This is a genomic window from Mesorhizobium sp. 113-3-3, from assembly GCF_016756495.1.
In the GTDB taxonomy this organism is placed as follows: Bacteria; Pseudomonadota; Alphaproteobacteria; order Rhizobiales; family Rhizobiaceae; genus Mesorhizobium.
Genome location: NZ_AP023244.1, coordinates 157,336 through 171,292 on the forward strand (window position 1 = coordinate 157,336; position 13,957 = coordinate 171,292).

At 63.0% G+C, this 13,957-nt stretch carries 12 protein-coding genes and 1 pseudogene; 6 read left to right on the forward strand and 7 right to left on the reverse strand.

Annotated elements, in window-relative coordinates; genetic code table 11:
* Nucleotides 1-1,185 carry an LLM class flavin-dependent oxidoreductase gene (locus JG746_RS34870; RefSeq protein WP_199202312.1) on the reverse strand — a complete coding sequence of 395 codons (1,185 nt, stop codon included), beginning with the start codon at nucleotides 1,183-1,185 and terminating at the stop codon, nucleotides 1-3.
* A gap of 61 nt (nucleotides 1,186-1,246) precedes the next feature.
* Nucleotides 1,247-2,857 carry an ABC transporter substrate-binding protein gene (locus JG746_RS34875; RefSeq protein WP_199202350.1) on the reverse strand — a complete coding sequence of 537 codons (1,611 nt, stop codon included), beginning with the start codon at nucleotides 2,855-2,857 and terminating at the stop codon, nucleotides 1,247-1,249.
* Between the two features lie 313 nt (nucleotides 2,858-3,170).
* Between JG746_RS34875 and JG746_RS34880 the strand changes: the two genes are divergently transcribed.
* The 6 genes from JG746_RS34880 to msuE all read left to right on the forward strand — a co-directional run bounded on the left by JG746_RS34880 (nucleotide 3,171) and on the right by msuE (nucleotide 8,817).
* The gene (locus tag JG746_RS34880) at nucleotides 3,171-4,157 is read left to right on the forward strand and encodes an ABC transporter permease (protein WP_199202313.1); all 987 of its coding nucleotides are present in this window, start codon (nucleotides 3,171-3,173) and stop codon (nucleotides 4,155-4,157) included.
* The gene (locus JG746_RS34885) at nucleotides 4,157-5,155 is read left to right on the forward strand and encodes an ABC transporter permease (protein ID WP_199202314.1); all 999 of its coding nucleotides are present in this window, start codon (nucleotides 4,157-4,159) and stop codon (nucleotides 5,153-5,155) included. The genes JG746_RS34880 and JG746_RS34885 overlap by 1 nt, the downstream gene beginning before the upstream one ends.
* Before the next feature lie 2 nt (nucleotides 5,156-5,157).
* Nucleotides 5,158-6,153 carry an ABC transporter ATP-binding protein gene (locus JG746_RS34890; protein WP_199202315.1) on the forward strand — a complete coding sequence of 332 codons (996 nt, stop codon included), beginning with the start codon at nucleotides 5,158-5,160 and terminating at the stop codon, nucleotides 6,151-6,153.
* Entirely contained in the window at nucleotides 6,131-7,078 is a 948-nt protein-coding gene (locus JG746_RS34895; RefSeq protein ID WP_199202316.1) for an ABC transporter ATP-binding protein, read from the forward strand. Before JG746_RS34890 ends, JG746_RS34895 begins: the two co-directional genes overlap by 23 nt.
* Nucleotides 7,079-7,098: 20 nt before the next feature.
* Nucleotides 7,099-8,154: an aldo/keto reductase gene (locus JG746_RS34900; protein ID WP_199202317.1), complete on the forward strand. Its 1,056-nt coding sequence runs from the start codon at nucleotides 7,099-7,101 to the stop codon at nucleotides 8,152-8,154.
* A 72-nt stretch (nucleotides 8,155-8,226) separates the two neighbouring features.
* A complete protein-coding gene (gene msuE, locus JG746_RS34905; RefSeq protein ID WP_199202318.1) occupies nucleotides 8,227-8,817 on the forward strand; it encodes an FMN reductase in 591 nt (196 codons plus the stop codon).
* Between the two features lie 62 nt (nucleotides 8,818-8,879).
* Here msuE and JG746_RS34910 read toward each other — a convergent pair whose 3' ends face one another.
* From JG746_RS34910 to JG746_RS34930, 5 genes and pseudogenes are all read right to left on the reverse strand, one after another.
* Nucleotides 8,880-9,719 (reverse strand): antitoxin Xre/MbcA/ParS-like domain-containing protein, encoded by an 840-nt coding sequence (locus JG746_RS34910; protein WP_199202319.1) that lies wholly within the window; start codon nucleotides 9,717-9,719, stop codon nucleotides 8,880-8,882.
* 46 nt (nucleotides 9,720-9,765) lie between these two features.
* Nucleotides 9,766-11,112 (reverse strand): LLM class flavin-dependent oxidoreductase, encoded by a 1,347-nt coding sequence (locus tag JG746_RS34915; RefSeq protein WP_199202079.1) that lies wholly within the window; start codon nucleotides 11,110-11,112, stop codon nucleotides 9,766-9,768.
* A 48-nt stretch (nucleotides 11,113-11,160) separates the two neighbouring features.
* Entirely contained in the window at nucleotides 11,161-11,907 is a 747-nt protein-coding gene (locus tag JG746_RS34920; RefSeq protein WP_199202078.1) for an ABC transporter ATP-binding protein, read from the reverse strand.
* Nucleotides 11,883-12,764 carry an ABC transporter permease gene (locus tag JG746_RS34925; protein ID WP_199202077.1) on the reverse strand — a complete coding sequence of 294 codons (882 nt, stop codon included), beginning with the start codon at nucleotides 12,762-12,764 and terminating at the stop codon, nucleotides 11,883-11,885. The genes JG746_RS34920 and JG746_RS34925 overlap by 25 nt, the downstream gene beginning before the upstream one ends.
* Nucleotides 12,765-12,791: 27 nt before the next feature.
* Nucleotides 12,792-13,845, reverse strand: a pseudogene (locus JG746_RS34930) (ABC transporter substrate-binding protein).
* Nucleotides 13,846-13,957: the final 112 nt, after the last annotated feature.

Here is a 13,957-nt window from a genome sequence, read left to right on the forward strand (position 1 = left end):
TCAGGCGTTGCGCAGGCCGGCCTGTTTCATCAGCGGCAGGATGTTTTCGCCGAAGAATTCAAGGTCGGGCTTGAAGTCGAAGAAGGACAGCTGCAGGCCGTCTATGCCGGCGTCCTTGAGCTTGACGAACTGGTCGACGATCTGTTCGGGCGTGCCGATGAGATAGATGTTGCCGCCGACCTTGGCGTAAGGATCGTCGCGGCCTTCGCGGCCTTTCCAGGCCTGGGCGTCGCTGTTGAAGGTCTGGAAGCCTTTCGGTGTGCGGCTGTCGGCATGAGCGACGATCTCATCGGCGACCGCCCAGGCTTCTTTTTCCGTCGGTCGGCTGATGACCAGCGGATTGAGCAGCGTGCGCACGGTGCGGCCGACACCGAGGGCTGCGTCCTTCACCTTCTTGGTATGCGCCGGCAATGCCTCCAGCGCGCTGGCGATGTCGGAGCCGGCCGGGCTGGTGACGAAGACGATGTCGGAGTAACGGCCGGCAAAAGAAATGCCGGCATCGGAACCGGTGGCGTTGACCAGGATCGGCCTGCCGTAATTCGGCTTCGGCGTGACAAAGCCGCCATTGAGCTTCCAGCTCGATTCTCCGGAGAAGGAGAAATTCTCGTCGTCCTGCCACAGCCGCTGCAGCACCTCGACGAACTCGGCCGCGAGTTCATAGCGGCGGTCATGCTCGATGCGGTTCCAGCCGAACATCTCGTGTTCTACCGCGCGATGGCCGGTGACCACGTTGATGCCCCAGCGGCCGCCGGAGATATGGTCGAGCGTGGCGCCGAATTTCGCCAGATGCAGCGGATGCCACGGGCCGTAGAGAACATGCATGGTCGAGATCAGCATGATCTTCTTGGTGATTGCGGCCATCGCCGCCACGGACACGAAACTGTCCAGCGCCTGGCCGTTGAAAACGCCGCCATAGCCGCCCTTGGGCAGCCATTGGCTGAGCGCGAAGACGAGGTCGAAGCCAAGCTCCTCGGCCTTGAGCGTCAGGTCGCGATTGTAGTCGAAGCGCCAGTCGGTCGAGCGCGGCAGGGTCGAGTTGGTCCAGCCGCCGGCCTGGATCGGCAGGAAGAGCCCGAGCAGCACCGGCTGCTGAAGCGCTTTCGACAGCGGGCTGTCCGGATAGTCGGTCGGCGCCTTGAAGAAGGGTGTGCCGACGATGGAACCAGGCTTGTGGGCGAGCGTCATTTTGGGATCTCTCGGGGAGGGGAAAGAACCCTGCGCGAAGGACCGCGCATGGGTTGGCGGATCAGGCGACGATATGGGCTGTTGCAAGGGAGCCGGCATTGCCCTCGGCGCCCACCGTGTGGTCGGCGACGCGCTTGTTGTAGAGGGTGATTTCCGGCTGGCTGACGATGCCGATGTCGGGCAGGTCCTCGACCAGGATCTGCTGGATCGCGGCCCATTGTTCGAAGCGCTTTTCGTGGTCGACCTCGACGGCGGCCGCCTCAAGCAGTTCATCGACCTTGGCATTGCTGTATTTCGAACCGTTGGAGAACGGCACGCCCGGCTTGAAATTCTTCGACCAGTAGAGGCGCTGCACGCCGACCGTCGGGTCGAACAGATTGCTCATGCCGTTGAAGGTGAAGTCGAAATCGCGATCGGTGTAGATGCGTTTGGTGTAGGTGGCGAAATCTTGGCTGCGCACGGTGACCGCGATCCCGACCGCCGACAGCGCCTGCTTGATGTAGTCGGCGCCGCGCTTGTAGGTCTCACCGCTCGGCACATAATCGTGGACAAGCTTGAGCCGGGTGCCGTCGGCGTCGCGTGGCAAGCCTGCCTCGTCGAGCAGTTTCTCGGCGGCGGCAATGTCGACCGGATAGGTCTTCAGGTCCGCGACGAACCACTTCTTCAGATTGGGGTTGATCGGGCCGGGAATGCTTGCGCCATAACCATAGTTGATCGTGTCGCGGATAATGTCGCGGTCGATGACATGGGCGAAAGCGCGGCGGACGCGAACATCCTGGAAATAGGGTTTTTCCAGGTTGAACTCGACCCGGCTGATGCCGTTGGAATACTGGTAGCCCTGCTTCTCGAAACCGATATGCGGCAGCGTTTCGAAGCGCTGCAAGTCGCTGTACGGAATCGGCGTTGCCGGCGCCAGATCGATCTCGCCGGTCTCCAGCGCCAAAGCGCGCGCGGAGGCGTCGGGGATGAAGCGGACGATCAGCCGGTCGAGATAGGGCCGCGGCGCGTCCCAATAATCGGGATTGCGTTCGTAGACGATGTGGCTGCCGCGCACCCATTCCTTGAAGACGAAGGGGCCGGTGCCGACGGGTGCCGTGTTGACCGGGTTTTCGGCAGCCTTGCTGCCGTCATAAAGGTGTTGCGGCACGATCGGCGTTTCGGCCGCGGCCAGCGCCGTGATCAGGTAGGGCGCCGGCTTCGACAGCACCAGCGCCACGGTCAGCGGGTCCGGTGTCTGGATGTCGACAAGGTTGAGGAAGGTGTTGCGGCCGCGCGGATGAACCTCCTTGATCGTGGCGATCGAGTAGGCGACATCAGCGGCGGTGAATGACTGGCCGTCATGCCACTTCACGCCTTCGCGCAGCTTGAAAGTGTAGTGCAGGCCGTCATCGCTGACCGACCATTGTTTTGCCAGCGACGGGCGCGGCGTGAGATCGAAATCGTAGGTCAGCAGACCCTCTGTGGTCTTGGCCGAGACGTAGACGGAATTGAACGCCGTATGCGCGATGGTCGTCAGCACCGGTGGCTCGGCCGACAGCAAAAATGTCGCCGTACCGCCCTGCTTCGGCTCGGCGGCGTAGGCCCGGCGCGATACCGGCAATAGGGTCGCTCCGAGCGCGGCTGCCGAGATGCCGAGGAACCTGCGGCGGTTCGGAATGAGGAAATGAGACATCGCGCCTAGTCCTTTTTTGCTACCCGCCCCGATCAGCCGGTCGTCAGCCGCCGGGTGAAAAATCCGTCGTTCCAAGAGCAGGCCTGTTTGCGAAAAGATTTGGCCGACCCGCCCTCATGCTTAAGATTTCATGCTTCGAACGGCTAATTTCGTAGCATGAAATAAAATTCCATTCTGCAAAATTGCCATTTGCAGGATGAAATTTCTGAATTCAGATTTGACAACGTCTATAAATCTTGTCAACTAAAAAGCACGGAGCTCTCCGCGAAACAGCAAGCCGGTAACGTCAGCCACAGCCGGGATAGCGAAAACGATGTCGACCCTGACGCGCATTGGCAGAACGTTTCGACGCACCGCGATCCAGGCGGTGCCAACCGTGCTGGGCATCGTGATCCTGAACTTCTTTCTGCTGCAGCTCGCGCCCGGCGATGCCGCCGACGTCATGGCCGGCGAGGCCGGTTCTGCCACGGTAGAGACGATGGCGGCGCTGCGCGAACGCTTTGGCCTCGACAATCCGCTGCTCGTCCAGCTGTTCAACTATCTCTACAATCTGGCGCATTTCAGCCTCGGCTTTTCGCCGCGTTACGGCATGCCGGTCGCCGATCTGATCGGCCAGCGGCTGCCGGGTACGCTGCTGCTGATGGCGGTGGCGCTGAGCATTGCGATCGCACTCGGCCTCGTGCTCGGTTCGCTGATGGCGGCGTTTTCCGGTCGGCTGCCGGATCGCCTGCTGTCGGTGCTTTCGCTGCTGTTTTATTCCATCCCGGGCTTCTGGATCGGTTTGATGCTGATCGTGCTGTTCTCGGTCAAGCTCGGCTGGCTGCCGAGCGGCGGTTCGGGAACCATCGGCAGCAACCTGACTGGCCTTGCCGGCTTCTGGGACAAGGCGCGCTACATGATCTTGCCGGCGTTGTCGCTAGCGCTGTTCTACGTGGCAATCTATGCGCGGCTGACCCGGGCGGCGATGCTGGAAGTCCAGTCACAGGACTATGTGCGCACGGCCGCCGCCAAGGGCCTGTCGCCGACTATCATCACCATCCGCCACGTTCTGCGCAACGCGCTGATCCCTATCACCACCATGGCCGGCATGCACGTCGGCGGCATGCTCGGTGGCGCCGTGGTTGTCGAGACCGTCTATTCCTGGCCAGGCCTCGGGCGTCTCGCCTTCGAGGCCGTAATGGGCCGCGATTTCACCGTGCTGCTTGGCATCCTTCTGCTGTCGTCGCTGCTGGTCATCATCGCCAACGCGACCGTTGACCTTCTGCACGCCTGGCTCGATCCCCGCATCGGAGTACGCTGATGGCTTCCACCGATTTCGCCGCCGGCGACGCCCGCTCCCGCCGCGCCTATGCTGAGGCCCGCGAGCTTGCGGCGCCGCCAGAACCCGAGGCAAAAAGCTGGAGCAATCTGCACGCGCCCGACGCACGCTCCGCTTCGGCGGCGTCGGTGCCGGTTGCCGCAGCTGGGCGCGCGCTGAAGATTTTCCTGCGCAATCCCAACGCCATGTTTGGCGTGGTGTTCCTGTCGCTGGTCGTGCTGGCCGCACTGCTGGCGCCCGTCCTCTATCCGGCCGATCCGCTGTCGATGGTAGCGCGGCCTTTCCTCTGGCCGGGCCAGAATCCGGCCTTTCCGCTGGGCACCGATTCCATGGGCCGTGACGTGCTTTCCGGCATTCTGCACGGCGCGCGGATTTCGCTGTTCGTCGGCCTGGTGGCGACGGCGCTCGGTCTGAGCTTCGGCATCCTTGTCGGTGCCACCGCCGGTTATTTCGGTGGCTGGGTCGACGATCTGCTGGTGCGCCTGATCGAGATCTTTCAGACCATACCGAGCTTCGTGCTTCTGGTCGTCATGGTGGCGATCGCGCAGCCGACCGCGCTTGTCGTGACCGTAGCGATTGCCGTCATCACCTGGCCAACGGTGGCGCGGCTGACACGCGCCGAATTCCGCGCCATCCGCGAGAAGGATTTCGTCATAGCCGCCCGCAGCCTCGGCTATGGCCATGCCCGCATCATCTTTCGCGAAATCCTGCCCAACGCGCTGCCACCTTTGATCGTGACCTCGTCGGTGATGGTGGCGACCGCGATCCTGATGGAATCGGCGCTGTCCTTCATGGGCCTCGGCGATCCCAACGTCGTCAGCTGGGGCTCGATGATTGGAGCGGGCAGGGAGCTGATCCGCACCGCCTGGTATCTGACCGCACTGCCAGGACTTGCGATCGTCTTCACCGTGCTGGCGTTGAACCTGATCGGCGACGGCCTCAACGACGCACTCAATCCGCGCTTCTCACAGGAGCGCTAAAGATGGCTGCCTTGCTCAGGGTCGACAATCTGACGGTTCGTTTTCCAACCACCGAGCCGGTCAGCCGGCTGAGCTTCGAGGTGGGCGAAGGCGAGACGCTGGCGATCGTCGGTGAATCGGGATCCGGCAAGTCGCTGACGGCACTCGCCCTGATGCAGCTTCTGCCGCGCTCGGCGAAAATCCCCAATGGCAGGATCGAATTCGCCGGCAGGGACCTGCTCGGTCTCGAACAGAAGGCGATGCGCAATTTGCGCGGACGCGAGATCGCCATGATCTTCCAGGAGCCGATGACCTCGCTCAATCCGGTGCTGACCATCGGCCGGCAGATCACCGAGGTGCTGACGCTGCACGAAGGCATCCGCGGCCAGGCCGCGCGGAACCGTGCCATCGAGCTTCTCAATCTGGTGCGCATTCCCGATCCGCAGCGGCGCATCGACGACTATCCGCACCAGCTTTCCGGCGGCATGCGCCAGCGCGTCATGATTGCCATCGCCGTTGCCTGCCGGCCGCGCCTGCTGATTGCCGACGAACCAACGACGGCGCTCGATGTGACCATCCAGGCGCAGGTGCTCGACCTGCTCGACGCGCTGCGCCGCGAACTGTCGATGGCCGTCGTGCTTATCACTCACGATCTCGGCGTCGTCGCGCAGTGGGCAGACAAGGTCGTCGTCATGTATGCCGGCCGCAAGGTCGAGCAGGCGCTGCCTGGCGCGTTGTTCAGAACCCCGCTTCACCCCTATACGCGCGGCCTGCTGGCGGCGTCGCCGCGGCTGAAGACCAATCTCCATTACCGCGACGCCAGGCTGACGGAGATTCCCGGCAGCATCGTCTCTGCCGCCGGCGAGAAGGGCTGTCCGTTCCGACCGCGCTGCGCGGTGGCGCGCGACAGCTGCGCCCATTTCGTGCCCGATCTCGTCGAAGTCAGCGAAGACCGGTTGGTCGCTTGCCCCTACAGCTTCATTCCGGAGGTTGCGCATGGCGCTGCTCTCGGTCTCTGACCTCTCCACGCATTTTCATGCCCAGGGTGGTGCATTGCGCGCCGTCGACGGCGTTTCCCTCGAGGTCGGGCGTGGCGAAACGGTTGGTCTCGTCGGCGAGAGCGGTTGCGGAAAGTCGACACTCGGCAAGACCATCATGCGGCTGGTCGATCCGACGGGCGGCAAGATCGAGTTCAACGGCACCGACATCACGGCGCTCGACGCTCGCCGGCTGAAGGCGGCGCGGCGCAACATCCAGATGATTTTCCAGGATCCGTTCGCGTCGCTCAACCCACGCCACACGATCGGCGATATTTTGACGTCGCCGTTGAAAGTCCATGGCATCGGCAACAAGGCCGAGCGGCGCAAGGTTGTCGAGGACATCATCGAGCGTGTCGGTTTGCCAAGAGATTCGCTTGGCCGCTACCCACATGAATTTTCCGGCGGTCAGCGCCAGCGCATCGGCATTGCCCGCGCGCTGATCCTCAATCCGGAACTGGTCGTCTGCGACGAACCTGTGTCGGCGCTCGATCTCTCCATCCAGGCGCAGATCCTCAACCTTTTGGTCGACATGAAGCGGCAGCTTGGCCTGTCCTACCTGTTCATCTCGCACGACCTGTCGGTGGTCCGCTATTTCGCCGACCGGGTGCTGGTCATGTATCTCGGCCGCATCGTCGAAAGCGCCGACAACGCCACGCTGTGGACCTCGCCAAAGCATCCCTACACGCGCGCGCTGATGGATGCGGTGCCGGACCCGGCACGCCGGCGTCAGGCAGCACCCATCCATGGCGATCTGCCGAGCCCGCAGAACATCCCAAGCGGCTGCCGCTTCCACACGCGCTGCCCGCTGGCGACTGATCTCTGCCGGTCGCAGGAGCCGGCGTTCCGGGCGATTGCGCCGGGACATCACGTCGCCTGCCACTACGCCGAACCAACCCTCAACTGAAAGTCCAACGGAGCATACCAATGTCCGACTACCGCTATCTCGGCCGCAGCGCCCTGAAGGTTTCCCAGCTCAGCCTCGGCACGATGATGTTTGGCGGCCCGACCGAGGAGACGGTTGCACACCGCATCATCGACAAGGCGCGCGAGCAAGGCATCAACTTCATCGACACCGCCGACGTCTACCACAACGGCAAGTCCGAGGAAGTCGTCGGCCGCGGCATCAAGGCGACGCGCGATCACTGGGTCGTGGCGACCAAATTCGTCAACTCGCATGACAAGGGGCCTAATCTCGGCGGCCATTCGCGCAAATGGGTGATTCAGACGGTCGAGAACAGCCTGCGGCGGCTGGGGACAGACTATATCGACCTGTTCTATTTCCACCGCGCGGTCCTCGATGCGCCGCTGGAAGAGCCGGTGCGGGCGATCGCCGACCTGATCCGCCAGGGCAAGCTGCGCTATTTCGGCGTGTCGAACTTCCGTGGCTGGCGCATCGCCGAAGTCGCGCATCTGGCCGATGAACTCGGCATCGACCGGCCGGTGGCCAGCCAGCCCCTCTACAACATCGTCAACCGCACCGCCGAAGCGGAGCAACTGCCGGCAGCCGCCTATTATGGCCTCGGCGTCGTCTCCTACAGCCCGCTGGCGCGCGGCGTGCTGACCGGGAAATACGAGCCGAACCAGGCGCCGGCCGCCGACACGCGGGCCGGCCGTGGCGACAAGCGCATCGCCGAGACCGAGTGGCGCCCGGAATCGATCGAGATCGCCAGGCAGATCGCGGCGCATGCAAAGTCGCGCGGTGTCTCTGCCGCCGATTTCGCGCTGGCCTGGGTGCTCAACAACCAGCTGATCACGGCGGCGATCGCCGGCCCGCGGACCGAGGAACAGTGGGACAGCTATGCCAAGGCGCTGGACTTCAGGCTGACCGCCGAGGACGAGGCCTTTGTCGACCGCCTTGTTACCGCCGGTCATGCGTCGACGCATGGGTTCAACGATCCGAGCCACCCGGTCGAAGGCCGCGTGCCGCGTTCGGAGCCGGCCGCCCCGATCCCGCTGGCCCGGCCTCTGCGCGCCGCCTGACAGCCCCCGACGAGATGGCGGGGCCGGCGGCCCCGCCCGAATTTCAATCGCTTCGGACAGATGAGAGAGCCCATGAATTTCCATGTCGAACGCCTGCGCCAGAACATCGTCGTGTTATCCGGCAACACCCACAGGCCGTCGAAATCACGGACGCTGGCGCATCATCTGGGCGAGGCGCTGCGCGAAAGATTGTCGGTCACGGTGAATTTCCTCGATCTCGTCGATGCCGGCCGTGGTCTGGGTGCTGCGTTCATGCGAAAAGAGTTGACACCGGAGGCGCTGAATGTGGTGGCCGCCGTCGAACAGGCCGACGCGCTGATCGTCACGACGCCGGTCTACAACGGCTCCTATGCCGGCCTGTTCAAGCATCTGTTCGACCTCATCGATCCGCTGGCGCTCGTCGACCGGCCGGTCCTGATCGGCGCGACGGGCGGCGGCCAGCGCCATGCGCTGGTGGTCGAGCACCAGCTCCGCCCGCTGTTCGGTTTCTACTCGGCGCTGACGGTGCCGAGCGCGGTCTATGGCAGCGACAGCGATTTTGCCGACGGCAAGCTTGTCGACCCGCTGGTCCTGGCGCGGGCCGAGCAGGCCGTGGACCAGTTCGCCGCCCTGCTTTCGGCACGGCAGCCGAAGAGCCAACCGGTCAGGCTGGCTTCAGGCTGACGGATTGCTCGGGCATCCGTTTCCCTGGTTGTCGAGGGGCAGATTTACCAATGAAGAAAATGCTATTTCTGCCCATTTCTGGAACATGCCAAGTCGGAAGGTATCTGGAAAATGGCGCCAACGTCGGCCAGTGAGCGATCGGTGCCGGTGCGTCTTGCCCCCGTTGAAAACGTGGAGGCGGGTGCCGGAACGTGTGGTTGGAAAAGGGTGCGTACAATTCGCGCCACGTCCTCGATCAAGTCCTCGCGGAGCATTTCGATGGGAATGCGGCCGTCGAGTTCTGTACAGGGCCGGGTCAACCAAAACCAGGCCAGTCTCGGATTGCTAATCGCCGCCAACACCTCCCTTATGCCCATGGCTGGCCTGCCGTCGACGAACTGGGCGAGCGGGAAGACGTGTTTGCGACCGCCCTTGCGCAGCGCCACGACTTCGCCCCGCCGCTTCCAGCGATGCAGCGTCGAGCGAGGGATGCGGAATTTCTCCTCCAGATAGGTCGACCCGGCAACCTCTCCGGCCCAGTCTTCGATGAGCACTGCCTGGAGGTCGGAGGCGCGATCGGCAATGTGTCTGGATACAGGCATCCCATCTGTCGGTGCGGTGCCTTCACAGGCGCAATCAGACGCAACCGAATCGTAGCGGGAGATCCGTTTCGCAATCTTGCCGAAGAACTCGGAGGTGAGCGCGGGCAAGTCACCTCCGAAAGAGCCGATCGCAAGCCGCTGTGCGTGTGACAGGAAGGGAAGGGCGGCGGCAACGCTCCCGGCGATCATGCCGGTGAAAACCAGCGCTTCTGTGTCCAGCAAGACGCCGTGCTGCATCAATGCCTGTTGTACCGCCTGGGCCACCAATCCGGCCAAGGCCTCCTGGGAAATTCCGTCCATTGGGTCTTGAAAGCTGGTCATTTATCGGCCTTACCCGCCACGCGCTCTTTCCTGCTGTGAAAATAGGTCAGGCGCTCGCCTTTTGCGGTTGGCTGAACGTATTGTCAGGGCGCGGCAGACCGAAATGGTCCCTCAGCGTTGGCCCATCATAATCGTGCCGGAAAAGTCCGCGCCGCCGCAAGATCGGCACCACCTCATCGGCGAACACGTCGAAACCGCCCTGCAGATAGGGCGGCATGACATTGAAGCCGTCCGCGGCACCATTGTCGAACCATTCCTGAATGTTGTCGGCGATCTGTTCGGGCGTCCCGGCCTGGACCCAGTGCCCGCGCGCGCCGGCGAGGCGGTGCAGCAACTGGCGGATGGTAGGATTCTCGCGCTCGATGATGTCGAGTACGACGTGGAAGCGGCTGCTCGCCCCGCGCTCGCCCTCGACGCTGATGAGCTCGCGCGGAAATGGCCCGTCCAGATTGTAGTCGGAAAGGTCGGCGTCGACGATGCGGCGTAGCTGGTCAAGCGAATATTCCGGCTGCGTCAGCTCGTTGAACTCGTCTTGCAGAGCGCGGGCTTCCGCCTCGGTTGAACCGATAAACGGGCTGATGCCGGGCAGGACCTTGACGTGGTCAGGGTTGCGGCCAACCGACTTCACGCGCGCCTTGATGTCAGCATAAAATTCCTGCGCGTTGCCGAGTGTCTGATGGGCTGTGAAGATCGCCTCGGCATAGCGGCTTGCGAACGACCGTCCGTCTTCCGAAGAACCGGCCTGGACGTAGACCGGGCGCCCCTGCGGCGAGCGCGGAAGCGTGAGCGGGCCCTTCACCCGATGATATTTGCCGATGTGGTTGATTGCGTGGATCTTGTCGGTGTCGGCAAAAATGCCGGACGCCCGGTCCGAGACCAGCGCGTCGTCCTCCCAGCTGTCCCAGAGCTTCGTCACCACATCGACGAACTCACCGGCGCGTTCGTAGCGGTCGGCGTGGGTTGGATGTCGGTCAAAGCCGAAATTCAACGCTGCCGACGCATCGCCGGTGGTGACGATGTTCCAACCGGCGCGCCCGCCGCTCAGATGATCGACAGAAGCAAACAGCCTGGCCAGGTTGTAGGGTTCGTTGTAGGTGGTCGAGGCGGTCGCGATGAAGCCGATGCTTTTCGTCACGGCCGCGAGCGCCGAAATCCATGTCAGCGGCTCCAGCCTGAAGCGACTTGCGTAGCGGATGTTGTCGGCGAGCGCGGGTCCATCGGCAAAGAACAGCGCGTCGAACTTGCTCGCCTCGGCCTTTTTCGCCAGTTCCTGATAATAGGCGATATCCAGCGCTCTCTCAGGGGCGGAATCCTTGTAGCGCCAGCCGGCTTCATGATGACCGCCAGGATAGATGAAAAGGTTGAGGTTCAACTGTCGTGATGCAGTGGGCATATGTGGGGCCTCCTGGGGGGTAACGCTGAGCGACAAGTCTTCGGTCGCTTAGACGGGCAGCACGGGCCTCGTCTCGACGCCGAGATGACGCAGAAGTTCGGAGCGGATCTCGCCGAACCGGCGATGGCCATGATCGCGTGGCCTGGGGATATCGATTGCGATGTCGGCGGCGATCGCGCCATTGTCGAGCACCAAAACCCGGTCCGCCAGCGTCACGGCTTCGTCCACATCATGAGTGACCAGCAGGACGGCGGGCTGGTGACGGGCGCAGAGCTGGCGCAGCAGATCGTGCATGCGCAGGCGGGTCAGCGCGTCGAGTGCGCCGAACGGCTCGTCCGCCAGCAGCAGGTCAGGATCACGAACCAGCGAGCGCGCCAATGCCACGCGCTGCTGCTCGCCACCAGAGAGCTCGACCGGCCATGCGGTCTCGCGCCCGCTCAAGCCAACCTCTTCGAGAGCCGTCCGCCCGCGTGCGGCGGCATCAGGCAGATCGAGGCCAAGAACCACATTCTCCAGCACGCGTTTCCACGGCAGCAGTCGGGCATCCTGGAACACCACCGATTTCTTGTCGGGCGTATCGAGGCGGCCAGAGCCAGAGACTTTGTCATCGAGATCGGCGAGCGCGCGCAACAATGTACTCTTGCCCGAGCCGTTGCGGCCGAGAAGGGCAACGAACTCGCCCTTTTCGATGTCGAGACTGAGGCCGTCGAGGATGGTTCGCGGCCCGAAACTCCTTACGAGGTTCTCGACCCGCACCACGGGCGCACCGCTCAATCCGCCAAGGTGCGACGCCATGACAGCGACCTTTCCTGGAAGAACCGAACGATGCCGTCGCAGCCGAGACCGAGCAAGGCGTAGACGACGAGGCCGACGATGATAATGTCGGTCTGGCCGTAGTTGCGCGCCAGATCGATCATATAGCCGATGCCGCTGGTGGCATTGACCTGCTCGACCACCACCAGAGACAGCCAGGCGTAGGTTACCGCCAAACGCAGGCCGAGGAAGAAGCCGGGAAGGGCGCCCGGCAGGATGACCTGCCGGATGAATTCGCCGTAGCCCATCCGCAAGGTGTGGGCCAGTTCGACATAACGGTTGTCGATGCTGCGCAAGCTGTTATGGGTCTGGATATAGATCGGGATCAGCACAGCCAACGCGATGGCCGTCACCTTCATGCCCTCGCCAATGCCGAACCACAGCATCAGCAGCGGGATCAGGGCGAGCGTCGGTATCGCCCGCTTGATCTGAACCGGGCCGTCGATGATCGCCTCGCCAAGTCGGGACAACCCTGAAACCAGGGCAAGCACGGTCCCGATCAGGACTCCGAACACCAGGCCCTGTGCCGCCCGCCAGGCAGACGTCATCAGATGATCCTGAAGCTTGCCTTCGGCGATGAGATCGATGGCCGTGCCGACAACCGACCAAGGCGCCGGCAGCGTTCTTGGATCGATCAGGCCAGCGACACTGCCAAGGGACCAGATCACGAGAAGAAGTGCGGGCCCAATCAGCGCGCCAAACGGGATCGCTCGCCCAAGCGCCAGGCGGCGCCTCGTCCTGGTCTTGCAGGGCTTTACGGCGGGCGGGATCAACGCCCTCTCATCAGATGCATAGCCAATGTTGGCGGCAACGGCAGCGGTATTGGAGAATGCGTTCATCTGCTTCGTCCAGTCTTGAAAGCGGGGTCAGGACGCGTTCAGCGCATTTGTGGCAATCTTTTCGAAGCGCCTGTCGAAAAGATCTTCGGCCTTGATCGTGGGCCTGTTCAGTTCTTTGGCCAGCAGATCGATCGTCGCCTGCTGGCGCGCGATCACATCGTTCCAGTCGGACGGGATGTCGAACTGTCCGTCGGCGTCGACGAGATACTGGCCATCTTCTGCGTTGAGGCCCTGGGTGGCGACGTAGTAGCCCTCGATCCACTCTTTGGGATGTTCCTGCACCCATCGGGTCGCAAGTGCCCAGTAGCGCACATATTCGCCGAGAGCGGCAGCCTTGGCCGGATCGTCAAGCACCGCCTGTGGCGCATAGAGATGCTCTGGATCGTCGCGCAAGCCATGCGGGATGGTGGTGGCGCCGTCAGCACCATACTGGTGCAGATAGTGCTTGATGAGGACGCCCCAGATCGGCGCGACATCGACCTGCTTGCCGGCAAGCGCCACCGGATAGGCGTCGCCTTTGCTGGGCAGTTCGATGAGATTGACATCCTCCTTTTTGAGCCCGGCGGCCTGCAGGACCCTCAACACCAATGCGCCTTGCGCCTGGCCGGGGCTGAACGCAATCCGTTTGCCGCGCAAGTCCGCGAGCGTTTTGACCTCGACGCCCGGGGCAATGCCGAGTTGATAAATCGGGTGCGCAACCGGATCCTTGCGGAACTTCGCGGCAATAATCTTGACCTTGAGCCCCGTCCAGGTCGCGTGGATGGGCGGAATGTCGGCGACCGATCCGACGTCCAGCGCCTTGGCGCGAAAAGCTTCGATTGTCTGTGGACCGCCGCTGATATTGGCCCATTCGACCTTAAACGGCAGTTGGTCGATCAGGCCCGAGAGTTCCAGCGCCCTTTGCGTCTCGGGATCGCCGATGCGAAGCACCGTGCCGTCGGGGATTGTGGTCGGCAGCCTTACCCGCGTCCGGACTACCCGCCTTGGCCCCGAACGGGGCGGATGAAGCGATCAAAGCGAGCGCCAAAGCGGTCACGAGGGCGCCCAACCTCCTTCTCGAAAATCTCTCCACAGCTAACATCATCGTCTCGCTCCAATCTTGGTAATGGCTCCTACTTACGCTGTTTACTATGTCTATCAATTATATAGACGATAAAGTATCGGATGCTGTTCTTTGCCACCCAAGGGAAACG